Source organism: Rhizobium sp. BK008 (assembly GCF_014197345.1).
GTDB classification, from domain to species: Bacteria; Pseudomonadota; Alphaproteobacteria; order Rhizobiales; family Rhizobiaceae; genus Rhizobium; species Rhizobium anhuiense.
The window spans coordinates 134,433-157,906 of the sequence record NZ_JACIFK010000006.1; the positions used below are offsets into that span (position 1 = coordinate 134,433).

20 protein-coding genes are annotated in these 23,474 nt (G+C 58.3%); 5 read left to right on the top strand and 15 right to left on the bottom strand.

The window, feature by feature from the left end; translation table 11 throughout:
- Nucleotides 1-26 precede the first annotated feature (26 nt).
- Nucleotides 27-1,061, bottom strand: a complete 1,035-nt coding sequence (locus FHT69_RS22915) for a LacI family DNA-binding transcriptional regulator (RefSeq protein WP_047619020.1) — start codon at nt 1,059-1,061, stop codon at nt 27-29.
- A 545-nt stretch (nt 1,062-1,606) separates the two neighbouring features.
- Between FHT69_RS22915 and FHT69_RS22920 the strand changes: the two genes are divergently transcribed.
- The 3 genes from FHT69_RS22920 (at nt 1,607) to FHT69_RS22930 (ending at nt 4,733) form a co-directional block, all read left to right on the top strand.
- On the top strand, nt 1,607-2,854 hold the full coding sequence (locus FHT69_RS22920) for an ABC transporter substrate-binding protein (protein ID WP_063473714.1): 1,248 nt from the start codon (nt 1,607-1,609) through the stop codon (nt 2,852-2,854).
- Nucleotides 2,855-2,943: 89 nt separating this feature from the next.
- Nucleotides 2,944-3,882: a carbohydrate ABC transporter permease gene (locus FHT69_RS22925; protein WP_028758669.1), complete on the top strand. Its 939-nt coding sequence runs from the start codon at nt 2,944-2,946 to the stop codon at nt 3,880-3,882.
- 5 nt (nt 3,883-3,887) lie between these two features.
- Nucleotides 3,888-4,733, top strand: a complete 846-nt coding sequence (locus tag FHT69_RS22930) for a carbohydrate ABC transporter permease (RefSeq protein WP_028758670.1) — start codon at nt 3,888-3,890, stop codon at nt 4,731-4,733.
- A gap of 88 nt (nt 4,734-4,821) precedes the next feature.
- Here FHT69_RS22930 and FHT69_RS22935 read toward each other — a convergent pair whose 3' ends face one another.
- From FHT69_RS22935 to FHT69_RS23000, 14 genes are all read right to left on the bottom strand, one after another.
- A complete protein-coding gene (locus FHT69_RS22935; protein WP_183906009.1) occupies nt 4,822-5,616 on the bottom strand; it encodes an HAD-IIB family hydrolase in 795 nt (264 codons plus the stop codon).
- Nucleotides 5,613-6,398: a DeoR/GlpR family DNA-binding transcription regulator gene (locus FHT69_RS22940; protein ID WP_183906010.1), complete on the bottom strand. Its 786-nt coding sequence runs from the start codon at nt 6,396-6,398 to the stop codon at nt 5,613-5,615. Before FHT69_RS22940 ends, FHT69_RS22935 begins: the two co-directional genes overlap by 4 nt.
- Before the next feature lie 9 nt (nt 6,399-6,407).
- On the bottom strand, nt 6,408-7,157 hold the full coding sequence (locus FHT69_RS22945; protein WP_183906011.1) for a glycerophosphoryl diester phosphodiesterase: 750 nt from the start codon (nt 7,155-7,157) through the stop codon (nt 6,408-6,410).
- Between the two features lie 55 nt (nt 7,158-7,212).
- Nucleotides 7,213-8,259 (bottom strand): sn-glycerol-3-phosphate import ATP-binding protein UgpC, encoded by a 1,047-nt coding sequence (locus FHT69_RS22950; RefSeq protein WP_047619035.1) that lies wholly within the window; start codon nt 8,257-8,259, stop codon nt 7,213-7,215.
- Nucleotide 8,260: 1 nt separating this feature from the next.
- Nucleotides 8,261-9,109, bottom strand: coding sequence for a sn-glycerol-3-phosphate ABC transporter permease UgpE (ugpE, locus tag FHT69_RS22955; protein ID WP_028758675.1), 849 nt, complete (start codon nt 9,107-9,109; stop codon nt 8,261-8,263).
- A 12-nt stretch (nt 9,110-9,121) separates the two neighbouring features.
- Nucleotides 9,122-10,006 carry a sn-glycerol-3-phosphate ABC transporter permease UgpA gene (gene ugpA, locus FHT69_RS22960; protein ID WP_048338469.1) on the bottom strand — a complete coding sequence of 295 codons (885 nt, stop codon included), beginning with the start codon at nt 10,004-10,006 and terminating at the stop codon, nt 9,122-9,124.
- A 65-nt stretch (nt 10,007-10,071) separates the two neighbouring features.
- Nucleotides 10,072-11,394 carry a sn-glycerol-3-phosphate ABC transporter substrate-binding protein UgpB gene (gene ugpB / locus FHT69_RS22965; RefSeq protein ID WP_028758677.1) on the bottom strand — a complete coding sequence of 441 codons (1,323 nt, stop codon included), beginning with the start codon at nt 11,392-11,394 and terminating at the stop codon, nt 10,072-10,074.
- A gap of 305 nt (nt 11,395-11,699) precedes the next feature.
- Complete coding sequence (locus FHT69_RS22970; RefSeq protein WP_183906012.1) at nt 11,700-12,686, bottom strand: sugar kinase; 987 nt, start codon at nt 12,684-12,686, stop codon at nt 11,700-11,702.
- An 18-nt stretch (nt 12,687-12,704) separates the two neighbouring features.
- On the bottom strand, nt 12,705-13,520 hold the full coding sequence (locus tag FHT69_RS22975) for a carbohydrate ABC transporter permease (protein WP_027664817.1): 816 nt from the start codon (nt 13,518-13,520) through the stop codon (nt 12,705-12,707).
- Entirely contained in the window at nt 13,520-14,458 is a 939-nt protein-coding gene (locus FHT69_RS22980; protein WP_047619046.1) for a carbohydrate ABC transporter permease, read from the bottom strand. Before FHT69_RS22980 ends, FHT69_RS22975 begins: the two co-directional genes overlap by 1 nt.
- Nucleotides 14,458-15,786, bottom strand: coding sequence for an ABC transporter substrate-binding protein (locus FHT69_RS22985; RefSeq protein ID WP_063473716.1), 1,329 nt, complete (start codon nt 15,784-15,786; stop codon nt 14,458-14,460). The genes FHT69_RS22980 and FHT69_RS22985 overlap by 1 nt, the downstream gene beginning before the upstream one ends.
- Nucleotides 15,787-15,841: 55 nt before the next feature.
- On the bottom strand, nt 15,842-16,519 hold the full coding sequence (locus tag FHT69_RS22990) for a GntR family transcriptional regulator (RefSeq protein ID WP_174824481.1): 678 nt from the start codon (nt 16,517-16,519) through the stop codon (nt 15,842-15,844).
- A gap of 7 nt (nt 16,520-16,526) precedes the next feature.
- Nucleotides 16,527-17,411: a dihydrodipicolinate synthase family protein gene (locus FHT69_RS22995; RefSeq protein ID WP_097543795.1), complete on the bottom strand. Its 885-nt coding sequence runs from the start codon at nt 17,409-17,411 to the stop codon at nt 16,527-16,529.
- A 95-nt stretch (nt 17,412-17,506) separates the two neighbouring features.
- Nucleotides 17,507-19,804, bottom strand: coding sequence for a PBP1A family penicillin-binding protein (locus tag FHT69_RS23000; protein WP_183906013.1), 2,298 nt, complete (start codon nt 19,802-19,804; stop codon nt 17,507-17,509).
- 297 nt (nt 19,805-20,101) lie between these two features.
- Here FHT69_RS23000 and FHT69_RS23005 point away from each other — a divergent pair, with 297 nt between their 5' ends.
- Both FHT69_RS23005 and FHT69_RS23010 read left to right on the top strand, forming a co-directional pair.
- A complete protein-coding gene (locus FHT69_RS23005) occupies nt 20,102-21,334 on the top strand; it encodes an HlyD family secretion protein (RefSeq protein WP_047619055.1) in 1,233 nt (410 codons plus the stop codon).
- Nucleotides 21,316-23,310: a glycosyltransferase gene (locus tag FHT69_RS23010; protein WP_183906014.1), complete on the top strand. Its 1,995-nt coding sequence runs from the start codon at nt 21,316-21,318 to the stop codon at nt 23,308-23,310. Before FHT69_RS23005 ends, FHT69_RS23010 begins: the two co-directional genes overlap by 19 nt.
- Nucleotides 23,311-23,474: the final 164 nt, after the last annotated feature.

Below are 23,474 nucleotides of genomic sequence, written 5' to 3' on the forward strand. Positions count from 1 at the left end.
TCGCCGGATCTCAAGCCGACCGGATCTCAAGCCGAGTCGCGCATGACAAGCGTTGCCTCAAGGATCACCTTGTTCGTGGCGGGGGTCGTTCCGTCATCCTCGCTCTCGATATGCGCGAGCAAAAGCTCCACGGATTTCGCGGCGATCTCGGATGCGTTCTGGGCCATCGTCGTCAGCGACGGGCAGGTATATCGGCTCAGCGGGTGGTCGTCGTGCCCGGCGATGCGCACGTCGCAAGCCTCGTTCCGGCCGATTTTCAGTCCCGAGGCGAATGCCGCCGCCATCGCGCCGAAGGCGAACCGGTCGTTGGCGCAGAGGAGCGTTTTGCCGGGAAGTCCGCCATTCGCAAGCATCCTCTGCATCTGCTCGTATCCGAGACGCTCGAACTCCCAGGAAGGCGGCGCGTCGCAATCGATGACGAGCGGGGAATGCCCTTCCCTCGCCATGGTCGCGCGATAGCCCGCCTGCCGCTCGCCGGCATTTTCGGTCATATGCGGAATTTCCAGGAAGATCGGCGGCTCACCGGATCGGCAGAGATATTGCACAATGGCTGCCATGCTTTGCGCGTTGTCGTTGCCGACATAGGGAAGGTCACCGCTGGCAGGATTGTCGAAGCAAACGACGGGGATTGCATCCCTTAGTCTTTCCAGCGCGGAACGCCGCGAACCGGCGCCCAGCGGCGCCACGATCGCACCCGCGACCTTCAGCGAGAGCAAGGTCCGCACGGCCTCCGCCTCCAGCTCGGGCCGCGTGTGCGAGGAGATCTGGACAGGCCAGAATCCCCTTTCGCGCAACTCCAGCTCGATCAGCGACACGACCTGCACATAAAAGGGATCCGACATGGTCGGGACCAGAATCCCGATATTCCTGGTCCGCTTGCGATTGAGATGCCGCGCGAAAAGATTCGGCTCGAAGTTCGACTTCTTGAGAGCCGCCTCGATACGCTTGCGGGTCACTTCCTTGATCTGCGAGGGATCATCGAAATATTTCGACAGCGTCGGACGCGATACGCCGGAGGCGGCCGCAAAATCGTCCATCGATTTATAACTTTTCTTGGCCATTCAGTTCCTTAATCGGCGGCGCGACGGTGCGCTGAATCGAAAATGATGTCGCATCACACGCATTCGGCAATTTGTACAGGGTGGTCTTCGTTTTCCGGAATCGGGGAAAATCAACGGGCAGGCCGGCATGACTTTTCGCTGCGGACCCGGCTCTCTTTCGAAAAACGAAATATTCTCCTCTCTTGCGACGTCAGGTGCTCGCGCCGCATGGTTGCAAAAACGCTTGTTTCAGGCCCCGAATTCGAAAATTTGCGGTGAGGACGGCGGGCGTCTCCGCTTTTCGTTTTGTTGGGCAGACTTTCATTTGTTTACGAAAGTAAAGAAAAAAAGCGTCACAAGCAACACAAATGCTCCGAAAAAATTCGGACGATAGCGAATAATTTTGTTATTATATTTCAATTAGTTGTGTGCGAACTCGCCATGAATACGGGCCTCCCATCTTTTCTCGATCGCAGTTCTTCATTGACAGATAGGCGCCTTAGGGAACCTACTTTGCCTACGATCTTGAGGAGGATCGATTAACTGAAAATCTATGGGAGGCACACATGAATATCAGAAAATTCAGCGTGACGATGCGGGCTGCCGTGGCGGTATGGGCGCTCTGCGCCACATCGGCGTTTGCCGACACCACCATCGAATTCATACAATGGTGGGAACCCGAAATGCCGTCCGGGGCGCTGCGCGGCATCATGAACGATTTCGAGGCCGCCAACCCCGGCATCAAGGTGACGCTGGTCAGCGGCCCCTATGCCACGACGCGTGACCAGATCGTCGTCGGCGCCGCCTCCGGAACGCTGAGCGACGTGGTGGGCCTGGATGGCGCCTGGGTAAACGGGCTGGCCAAGCAGGGCGCAATCGCCTCCATGGACGAACTGATGGACAAGGCGAAGTACGACAAGAGCCAGATCACCGATATCGTCAAGGTCGATGGCAAGAGCGTGATGTTCCCGCTCGCTTCCTTCGTCTATCCCGTCTTCGTCAACCTCGATATCGCCAAGGCATCCGGCGTCGACAAGTTGCCGACCACACGCACGGAATTCGCTGAAGCCGCGAAGAAGATGACCGATGCGCCGAAGAACCAGTATGGCTGGGTCCTGCCGCTGTCGCTGCAGTCGCCGAGCGGAATCCAGAACGACGTCATGTCCTGGGTCTGGGCCTCGGGCGCCTCGATGCTGAAGGACGGCAAGCCGGATCTCGAAAATGACGCTGTCGTCGGCACGCTCGATTATATCGCGTCCCTCAACAAGGAAGGCGTTATTTCGCCCGGCATTTTCGCCAAGAAGGAACAGGACAAGGTCGAGGAATTCGTCAACGGCCGCGTCGGCATGATGGTCGACTCGCTCGCCCACGTGAACCTCATCCGCGAGCGCAATCCGAAGCTCAACTTCGGCATCTCCGCCTTGCCGGCCACTGACGGCTACACCGGCAAGCGCGGCATGCCTTATGCCTCCTGGGGTATCGGTATCAGCGAAGGCAGCCAGCACAAGGAAGAAGCCTGGAAGCTTGTGGAATATCTGATGAGCCCAGACGTCAACGGCCGTCTGGTTTCGATTGCCAACGCCTTCCCCGGCAATGTCCACGCCAAGCCGGATTTTGTGGCATCGGACCCGATCTTCGCCGAAGCTTTCAAAATCTTCCAGAGCGGCTATCCTGCCAATGAATTCGTCGGTCTTCCGGTTGCCGAAGAGCTGATGCGCGACATGAACGTCGAAGTTCAGAAGATGTTCGACGGCGGGCAGTCGGCCAAGGACGCGGCTTCCAATACCCAGAAGGCCTGGCTCGCGAAGTTCTAAAGCACGTCGCTTTCACGAATCACCGGCAGCGCCAGATTGCGCTGCCGGTGCAAGTCGTCAAATCTCGGCAGAATGGGAACTCACAGCTCATGAATCATTCCGCTCCGGCTCTGGTCGCTGCGCACGCCAAAGCGCCAAGAAAAGGATGGCTTCGTTACAGCACCTTGAGGAAGCTGGTGCCGTATTTCTACGTGTCGCCCGCCACTCTGCTGCTTGTTCTGCTGATGCTGTTCCCGATGGTGATGGTCTTCAAATATTCGCTGATGGACGGCGCCATCATGAAAAAGGATGCGGCGTTCGCAGGCGTCCAGAACTACCTGACCATCTTCGAGAATCCGGTCTTCTGGCAGTCGGTCGCCCAGACGCTTTATTTTACCATCATGAGCGTCGTCTTCCATTTCATCATCGGCCTGGCCTTCGCGCTGCTGTTGAACACCAACCGCGTCGATCCGCTCATTCGCAGCATCCTGCGCGTGCTCTTCATCCTGCCCTGGCTGTTCACCGCCGTCATCATCGCCATCATCTGGCGCCTGCTGCTCGATCCGAACGGCGTCGTCAACAGCGTGCTGATGGCGCTCCATATCATCAACTTCAAGGTCGAGTGGTTCTCTTCGACGCGCACCGCCATTCATGCATTGACCTTCGCAAACATCTGGGCGGGTTACCCGCTCTACATGGTCAGCCTGCTCGCCGGCCTCCAGGGCATTTCGAAGGAGCTTTACGAGGCAGCCGGTATCGACGGTGCCAACGAACTCGAAAAATTCTGGTACATCACCATTCCGCAATTGATGCCGATCATCATCAGCATCGCGCTTCTCGACTTCATCTGGACGATGCAGGTTTTTCCACTCGTATGGATGACGACGGGCGGCGGTCCGATCTATTCGACGGAAGTGCTCTCGACTTTCACCTACAAGCTCGCCTTCTCCCAGTATGAGTTTTCCCTGGCTTCGGCGAGCGCGATGATCATCCTCATCATTTCGATGAGCGTCACCTACTTCTACATCAAACACCAGCAGCGCAGGTGACCGCCATGGCAAAGCGTTCCTTCAAAAGCTCGGCATTGCCGACCATCCTGACCTATCTCGGCCTGGCGATCGGCCTGGTCTTTTCGACCTTCCCGATCGTCTGGATGTTTTTCAGTTCGCTGAAATCGAATACGGAAATCTTCGCCCTTCCGCCGCGGCTGCTGCCGGATGACTTTACGGTGGCCGCCTATCTGACGATCTTCAACGATCCGGTGAAAGTGCGCTTCTTCATCAACAGCTACTTCGTCGCCGGCGTCGTCACCTGCCTGACCCTGGTTATCGCCATCCTGACCGCCTACGGATTCAGCCGCTATCAGTTCCGCTTCAAGAACACTTTGAACATCTTCATCATCAGCACCCAGACCGTTCCGCCGATCACCCTTCTCATCCCCTATTTCGGCATGGTGGTCGCCTTCAGGATCTTCGATACCTATCTGGCGCTGATCCTGACCTACATGGTCTTCACGCTGCCTTATGCCATCCTGCTAATGACAGGCTATCTCAATACCTTGCCGAAAGAGCTGGACGAGGCCGTCCTTGTCGACGGCGGCTCGAGCTGGACGGCGCTCTGGCGCGTCATCGTTCCGGTCTCCATCCCCGGGATCGTCGCCACGGCGGTCTACACGTTTCTGCTGGCCTGGAACGAATTCCTCTTCGCGCTAACGCTGACGAAATCGATGGATCTCAGAACCGTTCCGATCGGTATCCAGCTTCTGATGGGCCAGCACGCCTTCGAATGGAACGAGATGATGGCGATGAGCGTGCTTGGTTCCCTGCCCCTTCTGGTACTCTACCTGGTTGCCCAACGCTATTTCCTGGCAGGCATGACCGCCGGCTCGGTCAAAAGCTGACGGCTGGTGGCCACGGCTGCGCAGTATGATTTCGCGGAATTATTTCTCTAGAGCCGTCACCCCGCCATGACACGAAGTCGATCGTCGTTCATTCACCTGCGGCTGCTGCTTGCAAGATCGTTCTCGCAATATCAGCAAAACCAAGGCCGGCGGGCTGCAACGAGACCCACTTCGGTGCGTACTGCAATTGCGGAAGGACGGGAATGATATTGTTGACGCCGAAGGAGTTGCGGATAAAGCCGAACATCGGGGCATCGTTTCGAGAGTCGCCGACGAAGGCGGTAACGGCGGGAGTTTCAGCCGGGTCGATACCGAATATCTCGGTTAAGATGCGTTCGCTCATCGACCGCTTGTCGTAATTGCCGATCCACGTGTTGATGTGAATGGAGCTGATCGCAACCGTTCCGCCAATGGCTTTTATGCTGGACGCGAGATCCTCGACCTCATGCGGGTCGTAACCCTGGATATCGATCGCGACGTCCGCCAGCCGGAAGACCTGATCGTGGGCAATTCTGAACGTCTTGCCCCTTCGCGAAACCAGCTCTTTCACTGACTGGAGATGCAGGCGTTGGCGCTCAGCCTGCAGGGTGGCATCTTCCCAATAGTCGAAGACGACTGCGCCGTCCCTACGGGTGACACAATATGCGCCGCTTTCGCCGACGACCGCGGCCACCGGCCAGGCACGAACGATGTGTTCGCACCAACCGGCGGAGCCGCCCGTAACCGGCACGACGGCAATGCCTGCCCGGCTGAGATCCCAGAGAGCTTGGTAGGTTTGCGGAAGTAGCTTGCCTTCGGTGGTCAGGGTATCGTCGATGTCGGTGAACAGGTAGCGCACGTCCCGTAACTCACGAGCTGATGGCGCAAGGTCTACATAGCTCATGCCATATCCTCGCTGCATGTCACCACGTCCAAGCCGCTCTCGGAGAGGGCATTGGTGGCGGCCGCTTCGCCAGGCAGCCGATCCGTATAAAAGCGGGTGAGTTTGCTGAATGGCGCCACACGCACGGAAGCGTTTCGCGTCCACTTGCTGACGTCTGCAGCCAGAATCTGCGTTTGTGAATTCTCAAGGAGGGCATTGGTGATTTGGGCTTCGCTATAGCTGAAATCCATCAGACCGTTGAGCGGGCTTAGAGCGCCTGCGCCGACGACGGCGTAAGTCGCATAGAATTTTTCGACGAACCTGATCACATCCGTGCCCACCACGTCGCGATCGTCGTGACGCAAAAGGCCGCCCGTCAAATGCACCTCGACACTCGGTGCATCGCAAAGGCTCAAGGCGACGTGGATGTTGTTGGTAATCACCGTCAGGCCCTGGTGATCACGCAGCGCCTCGGCAACGAACCGAACCGTGCTGCCGATCCCGAGGAACACTGTCGCGTCGCCCCCTATGTCGGCGGCGACGCGCTTGGCGATAAGCCGCTTGGCCCTTCGGTTGAGCTGGGCGCGAGCGTTGAGCGAGATGTTGCTGCCCTCGACCGGCAGGTCGACGCCACCGTGGAAGCGGCGCGCGTGCCCGAGATCGCACAATGCATTGATATCGCGACGGATCGTCTGCGTCGTCAGATCGTACCGACGTGCCAGTTCCTCGATGTACTGAACACCGTCCGTTTCGATCAGCGCAAGGATCTCACGTTGTCGGCTCGATATGATCCGCTGCCCCATCGCCGCTCCTTACGTGAGGTAGACACTGGGGTCGTCTGTTATCACCCCAGTCAAACCCACCTCCCAGAAAGACGCGAGCAGCTTGGGATCATTGCAAGTCCATGCCCGCACCGCGATGCCGCGACGCACGGCCTCCTCGAGAAACCCGATACTCAGAGCCTTGTAGTCGAGATGGATGGTCTTTGCGGGAATTGACCGAAGGATATCCAACCAATCCGCGGGCAGGTTGCTCCACAGCATGGCGAGCTCGTAGCTTGGATCGACTTCGTGCATTCCCTTCAGCGCAGCGGCATCAAAGCTCGAGATCATGATCTTGGTGTGCGCCGGCCGCCCCTTCAAATGTTCATCAACGACTTTGACCAACTGGTCGAGTGATTTGTGATGAGCATGCTGCTTGATCTCGACGTTGGCATTGAGACCGAGTTCGCCCAAGGCGGAAACGACACGGGCCAGCGTCGGCAGCGGTTCGCCTTTGAATTTTGGGCTGAACCACGAGCCAGCGTCGATTCTCGCGAGATCCGACGCGTTGAGGTTGGCCAGATTTCCCTTTGACGAGGAACAGCGGTCGATGGAAACGTCGTGGATCACGACCGGCGTACCGTCGGCAAGAAGTGCAACGTCGAGTTCGACCCATTCCGCGCCCTGGTCCGCGGCCGCTCGGAAGGCAGCAATCGTATTTTCAGGCGCGACGGCAGAGGCGCCTCGATGTGCCTGAACTTCACCGCGTCTCGGCCCGGATCGCGACTCTACGGTCGTCATCGTCTCATCTCTTTCGTCTTCTTCGAAGGTTGGATGGAGAAATAATAAACTGGAGTCAATCTGTGCGTTTTCCCGTATCGCTATTAAAAGGGTGCATCGCGTCAACACGTGCAAAGATGTCGATATTCGCATTCTCGGCAAAGTCCGGACGACCCGGTACGGTCAGGACAACCGTCTGCTGGCCCCCCCCCAATCGCACATGCAGATGGCTTTCTCCCCCGATTGGCTCGAGCAACTCGACGGTTGCGTTGAGACGGACGGAAGGCTCTGCCGGCCTGGCAACAAGTAACGCGTCCGGGCGGAGCCCGACCATGTCGGTACCGGCAGGCAATGCCAGGGTCCCAGCGCCGTCGGCCGCCCTGAGGACGTCGATCGGTACCAGATTCATCGGCGGCGAGCCGATGAAGCCTGCGACAAACAAGCTTGCCGGACGGTCGTAGACTGCCACTGGCGTTCCGACCTGTTCGACAAGTCCGCCGTTCATGACGACCAATCGGTCTGCGAGGGTCATCGCTTCAAGTTGGTCATGGGTGACGTAGATGCTGGTCGTCTTGAGACGCCGTTGCAGCCGACGAATTTCAACTCGCATCTGCACGCGCAATTTGGCATCGAGATTGGACAGCGGCTCATCGAACAGGAAGGCGGCCGGCTCGCGAACGATGGCGCGCCCCATCGCAACCCGCTGGCGCTGCCCGCCGGAGAGTTCGCGAGGTTTACGATCCAACATCGGTCCGATTTCGAGGATCTCGGCGGCTTCCGCCACACGACGGTTGATTTCGGCCCGTTCGGTGCCGCGATTTTTCAAACCATATTCGAGATTTCCGCGTACCGTCATATGCGGATAAAGCGCATAGTTTTGAAAGACCATGGCGATATCGCGATCGGCCGGCTCTGCCTTATTGACATTGCGGCCCGCAATCTCGACCTGGCCTTCGCTGATCGTTTCCAACCCGGCAATCATGCGAAGCAGGGTGGATTTGCCACAGCCCGAGGGGCCGACGAGGACGATGAGTTCGCCGTCTGCAACGGATAGGTTGATGCCTTTGACAGCTGGAACGGTACCATAATTCTTCTTGACGTCGATGATGTTGATCGTTGCCATTTCATTTCTCCGTTTCGACCAGGCCTTTGACAAAAAGGCGTTGCATGGCGACGATGACGAGGACGGGTGGCAGGGCGGCGAGAATGACCGCTGCCATCACGAGGTTCCAGCGGGGCTCGGCATCGGCAACCGCTGCCATGCGCTGGATTCCCATCACGACTGTGTAGAAGCTCTGGTCGGTCGTTATGATGAGCGGCCAGAGATACTGGTTCCAGCCGAGTACGAAGAGGATGATGAAGAGCGCCGCGATATTGGTGATCGACAACGGCAGCAGAATATCCCGGAAGAACTTCATCGGTCCCGCTCCATCGACGCGGGCGGCCTCCATCAGTTCGTCAGGGACGGTCAGAAAGAACTGACGAAACAGGAAGGTTGCCGTTGCCGAGGCGATCAGCGGGATGATGAGGCCGCTGTAATTGTTCAGCATTCCAAGATCGGCGACGACTTTGTAGGTCGGCACGATACGCACCTCGACCGGCAACATCAGGGTGATGAAGATCATCCAGAATGCCAGGGTCCGGAACGGAAACCGGAAATAGACGATGGCAAAGGCCGAAAGGATCGAGATGACGATCTTGCCGACGGCGACGCCAACCGCCATGATCAACGAGTTGATCATCATCGGCCCGATCGGCGGCGCCCCGGAGCTCGTCATCCCGGATGAGAGCATCGTCGAATAGTTCTCGATGATGTGGCCACCTGGTGTCAGCGGCACGACGCCTGACAAGAAGTCGTTTGGGCCATGGCTTGATGCAATGAAAGCCACGTAGACCGGAAACACCACGATCGTCACGCCAATGATGAGGACAAGGTGCGCCAGGAAATTTAGGAAGGGGCGATTCTCAACCATCCTTGGAATTCCTCAATATTGTACGCGGCGTTCGATAAAACGGAATTGGACGGCCGTCAGAGCGACGACGATCACCATGAGAATGACCGACTGTGCCGCCGACGAGCCCAAATTCAGCCCGATAAACCCGTCGAAATAGACTTTGTAGACAAGGATTTCCGTCGCGCGCGCCGGTCCGCCTTGGGTGGTTGCATGAACGATGCCGAAGGTGTCGAACATCGCGTAGACGATATTGATGACGATCAGATAGAAAGTCGTCGGTGAGATCAGCGGGAACACGATCGTCCAGAAACGCTTCATCGGACCGGCTCCGTCGATGGCCCCGGCTTCCTGAAGCGAGCGTGGGACGGATTGCAGCGCAGCCAAGAAGAACAAGAAATTATAGGAAATCTGCTTCCACGTCGCCGCGATCACGATCAGGACCATGGCATCGTCGGGATTGATCAGATGATTCCAATTGATTCCCATTGCCCGCAACATATAGGCGACGATGCCGATCGACGGATTGAACATGAACCACCAAAGAATGCCGGCGATCGCGGGGGCGACGGCATAGGGCCAAATGAGCAAGGTCGAATAGATTCGAGAGGTGCGCAACACGCGCATTGCCGCTGCAGCCAGGAGCAGCGCAATCGACGTTGATAGGACCGTCACGAGTATGGCGAAGATGAGCGTGTGGCCGAAGGCATTGATGTAGATCGGATCGGCAAAGAGCCGACGGTAGTTTTCAAACCAGACGAAGGTCGTTTTGAAACCGAAAGCGTCCTGACGCAGGAAAGATTGCCAGAATGCAGTTCCCGCAGGCCAAAGGAAAAATACCACGGTCACGAAAATTTGGGGAGCGATGAGCAGGTAAGGCAAAAGCTTGTTGGGAAATACGGTCCGTTTGGTTTGCATGGGCCCTCACACTGACGGATGGGAAACGGGGGCCGGTCTTTCACCAGCCCCCGTCACGGAGCCCATTAGTTGGCGGACTGGAAATCGCGAAGCTGTTCGTTGCCTCTTGCGACCACGGAATCAACTGCTTCCTTCGCCGTCTTCTTCCCGCCCAGCAAGGCCGCAAACTCATCGTCGATAATGCCACGCACCTGGACGTAGTTGCCGAAACGGATGCCCTTGGAATTGTCGGTGGGTGTCACCCGCGTCAGTTGCTTGATGCCGATATCTGCTCCGGGGTTCTTCTCGTAATAGCCCTGATCCTGGCCCAGCTTATAGGCAGCCTCCGTTATCGGCAGGTAGCCCGAGAACTGATGCCAATCGGCTTGGACTTCCGGCTTCTGCAGGTAGGTGAAGAACTTCGCGACACCTTTGTACTCCTCTTCCGGGCGACCTTTCAGTGTCCAGAGAGTGGCGCCGCCGATAATCGAGTTGAGCGGCTGCGGAATAACGTCGTCATAGTAGGGAAGCGGCGCAAAACCGACCTTGAAAGCCTTTGCGTTGTTGATGACCCCTGCCCGACCGGCGGACGAATTCATGTACATCGCGCATTCCTGAGAATAGAACATCGGAGGAGCGTTATCGCCGCCGCCAGGTCCTCCAAATTTGAAGAGCCCCTCGTCCTGCCACTTCTTCAGATTGCCCCAATGGCGGATCGTGAGATCATTGTTGAAGGTGAATTCTGCGTCCAAGCCGCCAAAACCGTTGGCCTTGGTAGAATACGGCTTATCGTGCAGGGCATTCAGGTTCTCAGTCTGGATCCAGGAGATCCAGGCGCTGGTGAAACCGCATTTAGCTGCGCCGGACTTCATGATCGTCCGCGAAAAGGCTTCAACGTCCGCCCATGTTTTCGGCGGCGTTTCCGGGTCAAGCCCTGCTTTCTTGAAGATATCCTTGTTGTAATACAGGATCGGCGTCGAGGAATTGAACGGCAAGGACAGAACGTTGCCGCTGGTGTCAGAGTAGTAACCGACGACCGGAGCAATGAATTTGCTCTGGTCCCAGGCCTCACCTTCGTCCTTCATCAACTGGTAAACGGGATAGACCGCACCCTGTGCTGCCATCATGGTGCCGGTACCAACTTCATAGACCTGTACGATTGCGGGCTGCTGGTTGGCGCGGAACGCAGCAATGGCGCCCGTCAGCGTCTCGTCATAGGTGCCCTTGAATACCGGAACGATCTCATAGTCAGATTGAGATGCGTTGAACCCCTTGGCGATCTGTTCAAGCTTCGCGCCATTCTCGCCGCCCATTGCGTGCCACCACTGGATCTTCGTGGCTGCCATTGCCGGAACGGATAACGATAGGCTGGTCAATCCTGCGGACAGGAAAAAAGCGATCTTGTTCATCCTCACTCCCACTTGTTGTCGGTCCGAAGCCTCCCGCTACGAACGTGAGCCCGATGGTAACAGGCGACGTTCACTTTGCAAGAATGAAATGTTCAAATGAACATTTGCGGCCGGCGATCACCTGCGGACTGGCGCAATGCTGGCGACAGCATCAGGTTCGAGGTGGGCGGTTCTCGGGCCGAGGATATGGGATTGAGGGCCGTGACCCGGCGGCATGGGCTTGGTCGCCTTTGGGTGGCAGCACAAGCGTGATCAAGTGAACACCTCCATGGCGTTCACCATTAACGACGTTGCTGCCTGGATTGTCACAACTCTTCCGGTGTGATCACTTTCATCGTCGCCACCGCCGGGCGCCAATCTTGAAGCACCTTGCAGACTTCGGCTCTGGTCGGCGCGCCGGTGCGACCGCCGAAGACCTGGCACTTGAGCGCCGCCGCCATAGACGACAGGCGCATCGTCTCTTCGATCGGCATGCCTTCCGCGATAGCCAACACGAAAGCGCCATGGAAGATATCCCCGGCTGCAAGCGTATCGACCGCTCTCACCTTTGGAGCGGCAAGATGGCAGACTTCGCCGGTTGCGTCATCGAACCAGAAGCAGCCATTTTCGCCAGCCGTGACGCTGATGAAGGCATGCACGAACTTTTGCTTCAGCAGGCCGACGACTGTCACCGGGTCGGCCGTTCCCGCAAGCCGCTCAGCGGCTGGTTGCGAGAACACGATATGGCTCGCCGCCGGCGCAAGCATCTCGACCACGCCATCGCCGGCAACGTCGCCATCGAGAATGGCCGGCTTGCCCGCCTCTCTCGCTGCCAACAGCGTCCGCAGCGCAAGCTTCGGCCAGCGGACGTCGACCAGCACCGCGTCGAAGGAGGAAATGTCCTGTTTTGTGACCGGCTTGACCGTCTCGTGCAGGCCAGCATCGTAGAAAGGCACGATCAAGCGTTCGCCCTGATCATCGACAAGGATCGTCGAGACGGCCGAGCGGGCGCCTGCCACACGCACCATACCGCTCGTGTCTATGCCGCTCTCGCCGAGGTCGGCAATGATGCGGTCGCCGGTGGCGTCATCGCCGACCGCGCCCCAAAGGCTGGCATGGCCGCCAAGCCGGGCAACGGCAAAGGCGGCGCTCGATGCCATGCCCTCGGCAATCTGCAGCATATCATAGGGCAGAAATTTGCCCTGGCCGGTCGGTAACGAGCGCACACGAAACAACGTATCCATAACCGCCGCGCCGACGCACAAAACGCGGCGCGCCTGACCGGGAGGCGGGTCGAAGGCAGAAGTCGTCAAAACCGTCGTCTCACCCGCTCACTTGACGGCTCCGGCCGTCAGGCCTGCCACGATCTGCCGTTGCGCAAACACCGTCAAGATCAGCACCGGCAAGGTGACGATCAATGCGGCTGCCGCGAGCGGACCCCAACTGACCTGTTCGAACGAGAGCATGTTGTAGACCGCGACCGGAAGCGTGCGCGTCTCGCGACTGGCGAGCACGATGCCGAAGACGAAATTGTTCCAGGAAAAAATGACCGACAGGATGAAGGCGACGACGATGCCCGGCCTTGCGATCGGCAAGGCGACCAGACGGAAAACCTGCCAGGGTGTCGCGCCGTCGATGCTTGCAGCCTCTTCCAGCTCCATCGGGGTCGTCTCGAAATAGCCGATCATGATCCACACGACGATCGGCACGGTGACCACGAGATGGATGATGATCTGCGGCAAGAGCGTGCCGAGCAGGTTCAGCCATTGGAACAGCAGGAAGAGCGGGATCAGGAAGGAAAGGCCCGGTGTCATGCGCGCGATCATGATGACCATCGCGGACTTCTCCGCCTTCAGCCGGGCGATGCCATATCCGGCGGGCACGCCGATCAGCAGCGCCAGAAGCGTGGCCGCACCCGTCACCAGCACCGAATTCCAGAGATAGAGGAAGAAATTGTTCTCCTCGAAGACTTTCAGATAGTTCGACCAGGCCAAGCGCTCCGGGATGAAGATCGGCGGATAGGCGCCGTTGTCGATTTCATACTTCAGCGACAGCGAGATCATCCAGAGGAAGAACAGGACGACCGGCGAGATCATCACCAGGGCGACGAACAGCAGTCCGATGCGATCGAGCGTCTTGCGCTTCATCAGCGTGCCTCCCCGTCGGACCAGTTCACGCGCTGCCTGAGCATCATAAGGACGAAAGAAAGCAGGACGATGAGGATGAAGAAGACAACCGCCATGGCCGAGCCATAGCCGATATCGTAATAGGCGAAAGCGGTGTTGTAGAGATAGATGTTGATCGTTTCCGACGCCGTGCCGGGGCCGCCTTGGGTCATGGCATAGATGATGTCGAAACTTTTCACTGCATCGATGCTGCGGATGATCACGGCGATCATCAGGAAAGGCGCGATCATCGGCAGCGTCAGATAACGGAATTTCTGCCAGACATTGGCGCCATCGATCTCCGCACTTTCATAAGGTTCGCGCGGAACCGCCGCCAGGCCGCCAAGCACGATCAGCATGATAAGCGGCGTCCATTGCCAGGTCTCGACCAGCACCAGCGACGGGATGACGCTGCTCTGATTGTAGATCCACTCCTGGGGACCGATGCCGATGAGGGAGAGGAGATAGTTGAGAACGCCGAGCTGCGGATGGAACATCATCGTCCAGACGAGTGCGATGGCGACGGGTGTGGCCATCATCGGCATCACGAATATGCCGCGGATGAGACCGCGCAGCGGAAATTGAGCATCGAAGATCAGCGCGGCGAGCGTTCCCAGAAAAAGGGGAACCACTACGGAGAGCGTCGTATAGAGCACCGTATGCCACAGCGACTCCCAAAAGCGCACGTCGCCGGCGAGGCGCACATAATTGTCCCACCCCGCAAAGACCTGCGCTTGGCCGAGCGTCCAGCTGTTGACGCTCATCCACACGGTAAACACCCATGGAAAGACGATCACGGCCGATATGACGATGAGCGCCGGGATGACGAAGGGCCAGTAGTTGGGAGCAAACCGATCCGGTTTGCTCCTTCCTTTCGACGCCTTGGCCGCTGTGGCCGTTTCGATGCTTGCCGAGGCCATTATCCCTCGCTTTTCGCCAGGACGGGTTCGAACTGTGCCGTCGCTGCCTTCAGTTCGGTTTCGGGATCAGCGCCGCCGATCATGTTGGTGAGACCGACGCCATAGATGTCGCGGAACTCGGTGACCGGAATGATGACCGGCAGCGCGAGCTGCGAGATCTTGCCCGAACCGACGACGGCATCAAGCCACGCGCCCGGCATCTTGACGCCTTCGCGAACCTTCGCATCCTCGAGGACGGACTGCCGGAAAGGAACGCCGGCGCCGGCCTGCAGCAGACGGGCGCCCATTTCATGCGAAATCGCCCATTGGCAGAAGAGGTAGGCTGCTTCCTTTTTCTGGCTTGCTGCGACGACGCCAAGGCCGTCGCCGAAGGTGCCTGCGGCCTGTGCCTTCGGGCCTTTCGGCATGATGCCGTAACCGACCTGGCCGACGACGCGCGACTTTTCCGGATTTTCGATCGGCGGTGCAAAACCGACGCCATCAAGCCACATGCCGATCTTGCCCTGCAGGAAGGCCGACTGCGCCTCCGCCCAGTTGAAGCCGGAGACGCCGGGAGGGGCGGTTTTGGTCATCAGTCTCTGGTAAAGCTTGGCCGCATCGATCGCTTCCGGCGATGTCGTGCGCAGCTTGCCGTCAGGGCCGAGCGGGCTCGAACCATAGCCGAGCAGCAGCGACGTCCAGACCGGCGTATTGGCGTTCTTCAGGCCGCGGGCGACGAAGCCGTAGGTGTTGGTCGAAGCGTCGGTCAGTGCCTCCGCAGCACTTGCCAGCTCTTCGAAGCTCGAGGGGTAAGCAAGCCCCTTCTTCTCGAACAGCGCCTTGTTCCAGTAGATGATCCAGTAATCGACTGAAAAGGGAAGAGAGCGCAGAACACCTCCGGCGTCCTTGGCGAAGGCGAGGCCGGCTTCGGCGAAATCGCCCTCCGTCAGGGACGGGTCGGTCAGCGAAGGGTCCTTGAGGAAACCGCTGATATCGGCAAGCCAGCCGCCCTTTTCGAACTGCCGCTTCTGGACATGGTAGCTCATATGCACGACGTCGAAACTCGGCTTGCCGGAGCTCAGCTCGATCGTCGTCTTCTGGCGCTGCTGCTGTTCGGGCGTCGCTTCGGCATTGACCTTGATGCCGGTGAGCGCCTCGAACTCGGACAGGTACTTCAGCAGTATTTCGCTGCGCGGGCTCTTGACCAGGTTGACTTCGAGCGTCGTGCCGGCAAAACGCTTCCAGTCGACGGCGGCCGATGCGAGCCGCATGCCGAGCATGCTGCTCGCCCCAAAAGCGGCTGTGCCCGCCAGAAAGCCGCGTCTCGTCGGATTCAAAAACGATGACATGTGATTCCTCCTCCTTATGCCGGCGATCTCCTCACCCCCGGCTGTTTATTTCCGATTATATCCTGAGCGCACGATCTCTTGCATGATTGATGTGTGCGACAAGGCTGTTGACGGCGTCCTCCGCCGATCGTCGTTCGATCGCCTCGAGCACTTTCAGGTGCTCGCCCATGACAGGTCCGACGTGACCTTCGATGCGAAAACGATCCTGACTGATCAGGCGCATCTTGATCGAGTTCACCCGATAGGCGTTCGAAATGATGGAATTTCCCAGGGCATCGATAAAGGCGTCGTGCATACCCCAATCGACGGCCTGCGCGTGCACTTCCAATTCGTGCGATGTATCGCCGCTTCGAATGGCATCGGCGATATCCCGATGCTGCTTCAAAAGCCCGGCGATCGTCTCGTCAGACGCAGAGCGGGTGAAAAGCGCGACGGCCTCCTTCTCCAGGAACACGCGCAGCTGGAAGGCCTCGCGAATGAGGTTGAGGTCGATATGAGCAATCTGCAAACCCCGCTGGGGGACCGTCTTGATCAGCCCTTCGGCTTCGAGCCTCGGGATGAGCTCACGGATGGCGCCGAGCGTCAGTCCCGTCAGCTCGACGAGACGGCGCTGGGAGACGAACTGGCCGGGACGCACGTCACGCGCAAGAAGATGGCGCGTGAAGCTCGCATACGCCTTTTCCCGCAGCGTTGGCTGCTCGTCCGTTTCGTCCATCGCCTCTTCCCGAAACATGTCTGACCTATGCCGCTTTCGACTGGAAAAGACGATCGAAAGCAAGAGCGAGCTGCGCCTGCCCTTCGGCGGATATTGAAGCGAGCGGCGGGCGCACCGCAAGCCAGATCTCTTCGGACGCCACGTGCGCCATCATGGCTTTCACGGCCGGGACAACAGGATACTTAAGCAGCTCGGCCACAAAACCCTCGATGCGGGGATCGTCCTTGCCTTCTTCGGCCATCAGCTTGACGTCGCGGGGCACAAAATTCGCCATGCCGGAGATCGCCCCCTGGCCGCCGAGCCGCACGCCCCTGGCAAGATGCCGTTCATCGCCCACCAGGATAATGAGATCGCCATGCGCCTTGAGCAGGCTTTCGGTATACGGCCAGTCGCCGGAAGAATCCTTGACGCCTGTCACGATATTGGGGAAGGCGGTCCGCAGCCGTCCGATCAGCGACACGGTCAGCGGGACCATGGTGAGCGAGGGAAGATTGTAGACGATGATGTCCCGCGCCTTGTCTCCCAGAATGGCGAAGACGGCCGAAAACCACTGGAAGACACCGTCGTCGCTGACATTCTTGAAATAGGACGGCGGGGCAAGAAGAATATTACGAACGCCCTGGGAAAGAGCATGATCTGCCTGGATCGCCGCATCCTCGGCGGCATCGACCAGCACACCGACGATGATGTTTTTTGCCGCGATCCCGGCATCAAGGAAAGACGCGAGGACGCGGTCACGTTCCCGGCTTCCGATGGAGGAGCCTTCACCCGTCGTTCCGAACAGGGTTACGCTGGAACATCCGGCAGCGAGGCTTCGCCTTGCCTGCACGATCATCGCATCGATCGCAATATCGCCATTGCTGTCAAACGGCGTGGCAAGGGCGACTGACAGGCCGAATTTCTGGGTCAAATATGCTTCCTCCCGATTGTTGAGATTAGATGTAGCAGACTGACATGTTAGTTGTAAAGAGATGATTGCAGGCGCGCCTCGTTACGCGTGCCACGTCACTTTTCGCAGAGCCGCCGGCCGCCGGAATATGGCTGATAGGTACAGTCGGACGGCCGGAAGGAGCGGTAACTGCGTGAGCAGGCGGCGATGTTACAGGACTGCGGTGCGCCTTGACCATCGTTTGCCGCTTCTGTCGATCGCACGCCATTCAGCGTAGGTTCGGCCGTCGCCTGGCGCATGAAATCCCGCCAAATATGCGCTGGCAGGGCGCCGCCCGTCACCCCCTTCATCGGCGCGTCATCATCATTGCCAACCCAGACACCGACGACAAGCGCTTCCGTGAAGCCGACGAACCAGGCGTCACGATTGTTCTGGCTCGTGCCGGTCTTGCCGGCCGCAAACGTGCCGGGGTCCGCTCCACGCCCAGTACCGCGCTCGACCACCAACTGCAGGAGGCCGAGGAGATCGGACTGGTAGGGCGAAAGATCGACGTTCGGCTTTGATTGTGAGCCAACTCGAAATGTCTTGGGCTGCCCTGCCGCTTGAAAGTCGATGATGCCCCAGGGCTTGACAGGTGCCCTACCGAGTTGGACGGACGCATAGGCGCTGGTGAGGTTAAGCAGATTTACTTCGGATGTCCCAAGCGCCAAAGACGGCGTGTTGGCGAGTGGTGCATCGATGCCGAGTTCACGCGCTGCGGCAATCACATTGTCTAAACCAACCTCTTCGGCAAGCGCCACTGAAGCGGCATTGAGCGATCGCGCGAACGCCTCGGCAAGCGTTACCCAACCGCGATAGTTGCCGCCGGAATTTTCTGGCGACCAGCCAGCGATGTCAATTGGCGCGTCCAGAACCTGGTCAGACAAGGTGAACCCGGCCTTCAATGCTGCGTAATAGACGAATAGCTTGAAGGTGGAACCCGGCTGGCGCATCGCTGTGACGGCGCGGTTGAACTGGCTTGCCTTATAGTCGCGCCCGCCAACCATCGCGACGACCGCGCCATCGGGCGTCATCGCAACCAACGCGGCCTGCGATGCTCCGACTGCCTTCCCTTCACCGTCCAAGGCTCCTTTCACGACCCTTTCGGCGATTTGCTGCAATTGCGGCACCATCGTGGTTCGCACCGACGTCGAACCTGGCGAGGAGCCGGCGATTTCGCTCGCTTGCGGCGAAATCCAGTCCGCAAACCAGCTTCCCGAGCGCGGTGTCGGCGTCGTTGGATGCAGCTTGGCAAAGCTCGCCTTGGCCTCCGCCGCCTCTGGCGCGGTGATTTTTTCATTGGTCGCCATCGCATCGAGAACGACCATGCTACGCTGCCGGGCGCCTTCGAAATTGTCGATGGGATTCCATTGACTTGGAGCCCGCAGCAACCCCGCCAGCATCGCCGATTCCGGCAAGTTAAGGGCGTCGATATCCTTGTTGAAATAGATCCGCGCGGCGGCAGGCATGCCTGTCGCGCCGGCGCCAAGATAGACGCTGTTGAGATAGCGCGTCAGGATTTCCCGCTTGCCGAGCTTCCACTCCAGCCAGACTGCGATCACAACCTCCTGTATCTTTCGCTTTATCGTTCGATCGCTGTCCAGGTATTGCAGCTTGATGAGTTGCTGGGTGATGGTGCTGCCCCCCTCCACCACCGAGCCAGCCTCCAAATTCCGGAGAAACGCCCTCCCGATCCCTCTCGGATCGACGCCGAAATGGTCCATGAACCGGCGGTCCTCAATCGAAAGGACGGCATCGATCAGATGGGACGGGAACTGGTCGTATTGCGTATATGGCCCTTGATAAGGTCCCTGCCTTACGAGCGGCGCACCGTCAGCGGTTTCCAGCACAACAATCGGCTTCAACGTTCCGTCACGAATCTCGCTCCAGGGCACGTCTTTTAGTGCCCACACCAGCACGCTGCCTATGAGGAGGCACACAAGCAAGGCCGAGCCCATAGCGAATTTCCACCAGTTCGCCAGAAGCCATCGGCGCCGGCGACTTTCGCGCGGCTTGCTATGCCAATGGCGAATGCCGCGCCCGGCTTTGATCGGAGCAGTCGTCATCCATTTGGTGAGAGCTGATGTGCTTCCCAGCCGCATCGACCTCGTCAGCCTCGTTCTCAAAAACAAAGCCATCGACTTGATCTTCGCCAGCACAGGACTTGCCTGCAAATCGTGACGCAGCGCACGTAACAGATTGCTCGCGGCCTGGCGAGTTTGGACGAAGGGTCGGTGAGGGAGTTGCGGACTGTCGGCCTGGGTGGTTCTCGGCGAATCCGAGGCGGTCACTTGCGTTGCCGAAACTGCTTGCTGATTGCCACCCGTGCTCGATTTGCCAACGCTTTCGCCTGAGGATTCGGGAGGATTGGGCATCGGTTACCGCCAAAAGGCCAACGTGGCGTGAACTTTATAGCCGAGCGATGCTGCGTGTTCTACCGCAAAAGGCCCCAATCACTCCGAGGCGTTTTGGCCGGAATAAACCCCTGATCGAACAGGCACCGTAGACTTTCAATGCGGCGCTTCGTCCAGAGCCGACCTGCTTCTGCCGCAGGCTTACGACCATCACTTGTCTATTTTTTTCAATGCGCTAAATTACAAGAATTAGTTGCATCAGTTTGTCCCCGCTCGATTGGGGCGGATGCTGCAGAAGCGATACCTTCGGATGCCAACATGATCTGGAACCATCGCATCACACGCATTGTTGTCGGCCTGCTGCTGCTGGCACTGGTGACTCTCGTTTCATTGCCGACGATTACCGGCTTTACGAGCCTTGATGGCACGGTCAATGCGCGGTTTGCGGTCGTTAATGCCCCAATCGATGGCACAATTGCGGAAGAATCCCTCAAGGTCGGCAGCCCGGTCAAAGCGGGACAATCCCTCGCAGAAATCAGAAATACGCGCGTTAATCGCGCAATCCTCGCGTCGCTCGAGGCAGATCACAACACGGCGCTCGACCGCGTCGCGGCACTGAAAAAGGAACGGGAGGAACTCTCCGCGCTTCGCGAGGAATTGTCTACCAGATTGGAAGTCTACAAGCAGACCACCATTGCCAATCTCGAACGCGAAGTCGAAATCCTGCGGAAGAAAGTCGAAGTGTCGCAAGCTCAGGATCTGGTCGCCCAGGTCGACTTGAGCCGCCGGATGCAGCTCGAGTCAAAAGGCATTCTCACGCAGAAGCTGGTTGAGGCCGCGCGTGCCGCGGGCGCTGCGACCGGCGGCGAAGTCGAAATCAGCAACCTGACTGTCGATCAATTGCAACAAAGGCTCAATGCGGTCCGCCAGGGTATCTTTGTCTTCGGCGACGGACAGAATGACGTGCCTTATTCGCGACAGCGCGAAGACGAGGTAGTCGTTCGCATCAACGACTTGAACTCGCGCATAGCGGAAAATGAAACACGAGCCACCGAAGTTCAAAAGCAGCTGGTCAAAGAGGCAAATCGCGTCAGCAGCCTTGAATCCGCAACCGCGATAGCGCCCTTTGACGGCGTTGTTTGGGCGAGGAGTATCGTCAGCGGTTCGAACGTTGTGCTGAATGACGAGTTGATGCGCCTCCTCGACTGTCGAGAGCTGTTTGTGGATATCCTTGTTCCCGAGGTCAATTATGACGAGATCTATCCGGGACTTGTCGCGCAGGTGCGTTTGTTCGGCCGCAGCGATGTCTTCAAGGGCACGGTCATTTCTGTCAGAGGCAGTTCGGCTTCGGTCGAGACCGATTCCTTTGCCGCCACTTTGCCGCCGTCGACCCAGCGCAATGCCCGCATTCGGGTTCGCCTTGATCCATCCTTCATGAACGACGACTTTGCCAACTCCTGCCAAGTGGGGCGCACAGTGCAGGTACGGTTTTCCAAGCATGGCATCGATGTGTCCAACTGGGTGAAAAGCCTGTGGTTCAGTATCTTGTAGCGCTGGTTCCGACCCTTCTCGTTTTGGCCTTCTTTTGCCTGGGGCCGTTCAATTGGTCGCGCCGCCACACCTGGACACGGGCGGTGACCTGCGCGTTTGTCGCAGCAGTCGCATTGCGATACATGTTCTGGCGCTTGACGGAGACAGTGCTTCCCTATCCCAACAACGGTGCGAGTTTCTACTGGGTTTGGATCCTCTTCGTCGTCGAGATTCTGGCGTGCGTCGAAGTCATCCTTTTTCTGGTATTGATGAGCCGCTACGTCGACCGGAGCGCGGAAGCGGACAGGCTGGCTCGTGGTTTCTTTGCGCGCGACAAGCGTGAGCTGCCGACTGTCGATGTTTTCATTCCAACCTATAACGAGCCACTCGACGTGCTCGAGCGAACCATCATCGGCGCCCGCTCGCTGGATTATCCTCCCGACAAATTGAATGTGTATGTGCTTGACGATCAACGCCGGGACTGGCTGAAGGCCTATTGCGAAGAAAAGAACGTCATCCACGTCATGCGCGGCGACAACAACCACGCCAAAGCGGGCAATATGAACAATGGGCTGAAGGTCAGCTCGGGCGAGTTTATTGCGGTCTTCGACGCCGATTTTGTTCCCTATCGACATTTCCTTCGCCGAACGCTGCCCTTCTTTTGCGACGAAAGCATCGGCATCGTCCAGACGCCTCAACATTTCTTCAACGCCGATCCGGTGCAATCAAACCTCGGCCTGGAGAATATCTGGCCGGACGAGCAGCGTTTGTTCTTCGACGAGATCGCGCCCAGCAGAGACGCCTGGGACGTCAGTTTCTGCTGCGGGTCATGCTCGATTGCCCGCCGCAAGTCCATTGACGCAATAGGAGGATTCCCGACGGAGTCGATCACAGAAGACCTGCTGACAACTCTTTCAATGCTCAACAAAGGCTACAAAACGCGCTACCTGAACGAGCGGCTGTCGATGGGATTGGCTGCCGAAAACCTGACCGGTTATTTTGTGCAGCGCGAACGGTGGTGTCAGGGAGGTATTCAAACCCTTTACCTGCATAATGGCCCGCTGCGTGGCCCCGGATTGACGCTCTTTCAACGGATCATGTTCCTGCCGGCGTCCTGGCTGGTGCAGTATCTGGTCCGCTTCATGATATTGCTCGTCCCCATCGTCTATCTCTGGTTCGGCCTGCTCCCCCTCTATTTCACTGACATAGCCGATTATGTGTCTCATCAGGTGCCGCTGCTGGCAGCGTATTTTCTGCTTATGCTATGGATCACGCCGACGCGCTATCTGCCTGTGATATCAAGCGCCGTCGGGACCTTTGCGACATTCCGCATGTTGCCTACCGTGGTCTCCAGTCTCGTGAGACCATTTGGCAAGCCGTTCAGGGTGACGCCGAAGGGCAGTGGCAACGAGTCGAACCAGTTCGACCGCTACAGCTTTGCCTGGATCGCAAGCATCATCATGATCACCGTCCTTGGTCTGCTGGTCAACATCGTCCCGGAAACGGCGCATGTACAAGGCCAGTTTTCGCCGGTCGCGGCCTGGTGGTCAGGTATCAATATCGTCGTGCTGCTCATCGCATCGCTCATCTGCTTTGAGAAACCCCGACGCTTGTTTCATGCCTTCAAGCTCGATGAACCCGCGATCGTAGACGATGTTCCTGGCCAAATCGTAAGTTTGGCCTTGGACAAGGCGGTCGTTGCGGTCCCCACCATGTCCCGATTTCAATCCAAATCCGTCGTGCTTAAACTGCCCGGCTTTGCTCCGTTCAAATCTGAGCTCAGACTGGTCACCCAACGACGCAGGAGCATAAGTCGCGGCGGTGACAAGCAATCTTACTACCTCCACCTGTATTTCGAACTCATTGGCTCTGCTCGCGACAGCATGATCGTGAAGCTCTACACTGGTCAATATTCGCAGGACATTCGCGACATCGATAAAGTCGCGGTCTCTCTTAATCTTCTTCTGCGTTCGTTCGGGCGAACGCGCACGTTGTAGTCGACAGTCAACCTCGGATCGTCCGGCCGGCGTCCTCTCGAGCGTTGCCGCAACAGAGCCGGATTATTCCATCGAAGGGGCGCCAACCAAACCCGCCCTCAGCGGCGGGTTTTTCTTTGCCTTGTTGCCGCTTTGTCAGCGTTGCGGATCATTGTCGTAGCCGC

Bases quoted from the DNA above. Each gene is read 5' to 3' on its own strand.
- FHT69_RS22915 (WP_047619020.1), bottom strand. From the start codon at position 1,061: ATGGCCAAGAAAAGTTATAAATCGATGGACGATTTTGCGGCCGCCTCC.
- FHT69_RS22920 (WP_063473714.1), top strand. From the start codon at position 1,607: ATGAATATCAGAAAATTCAGCGTGACGATGCGGGCTGCCGTGGCGGTA.
- FHT69_RS22925 (WP_028758669.1), top strand. From the start codon at position 2,944: ATGAATCATTCCGCTCCGGCTCTGGTCGCTGCGCACGCCAAAGCGCCA.
- FHT69_RS22930 (WP_028758670.1), top strand. From the start codon at position 3,888: ATGGCAAAGCGTTCCTTCAAAAGCTCGGCATTGCCGACCATCCTGACC.
- FHT69_RS22935 (WP_183906009.1), bottom strand. From the start codon at position 5,616: ATGAGCTATGTAGACCTTGCGCCATCAGCTCGTGAGTTACGGGACGTG.
- FHT69_RS22940 (WP_183906010.1), bottom strand. From the start codon at position 6,398: ATGGGGCAGCGGATCATATCGAGCCGACAACGTGAGATCCTTGCGCTG.
- FHT69_RS22945 (WP_183906011.1), bottom strand. From the start codon at position 7,157: ATGACGACCGTAGAGTCGCGATCCGGGCCGAGACGCGGTGAAGTTCAG.
- FHT69_RS22950 (WP_047619035.1), bottom strand. From the start codon at position 8,259: ATGGCAACGATCAACATCATCGACGTCAAGAAGAATTATGGTACCGTT.
- ugpE (WP_028758675.1), bottom strand. From the start codon at position 9,109: ATGGTTGAGAATCGCCCCTTCCTAAATTTCCTGGCGCACCTTGTCCTC.
- ugpA (WP_048338469.1), bottom strand. From the start codon at position 10,006: ATGCAAACCAAACGGACCGTATTTCCCAACAAGCTTTTGCCTTACCTG.
- ugpB (WP_028758677.1), bottom strand. From the start codon at position 11,394: ATGAACAAGATCGCTTTTTTCCTGTCCGCAGGATTGACCAGCCTATCG.
- FHT69_RS22975 (WP_027664817.1), bottom strand. From the start codon at position 13,520: ATGAAGCGCAAGACGCTCGATCGCATCGGACTGCTGTTCGTCGCCCTG.
- FHT69_RS22980 (WP_047619046.1), bottom strand. From the start codon at position 14,458: ATGGCCTCGGCAAGCATCGAAACGGCCACAGCGGCCAAGGCGTCGAAA.
- FHT69_RS22985 (WP_063473716.1), bottom strand. From the start codon at position 15,786: ATGTCATCGTTTTTGAATCCGACGAGACGCGGCTTTCTGGCGGGCACA.
- FHT69_RS22990 (WP_174824481.1), bottom strand. From the start codon at position 16,519: ATGTTTCGGGAAGAGGCGATGGACGAAACGGACGAGCAGCCAACGCTG.
- FHT69_RS23000 (WP_183906013.1), bottom strand. From the start codon at position 19,804: ATGCCCAATCCTCCCGAATCCTCAGGCGAAAGCGTTGGCAAATCGAGC.
- FHT69_RS23005 (WP_047619055.1), top strand. From the start codon at position 20,102: ATGATCTGGAACCATCGCATCACACGCATTGTTGTCGGCCTGCTGCTG.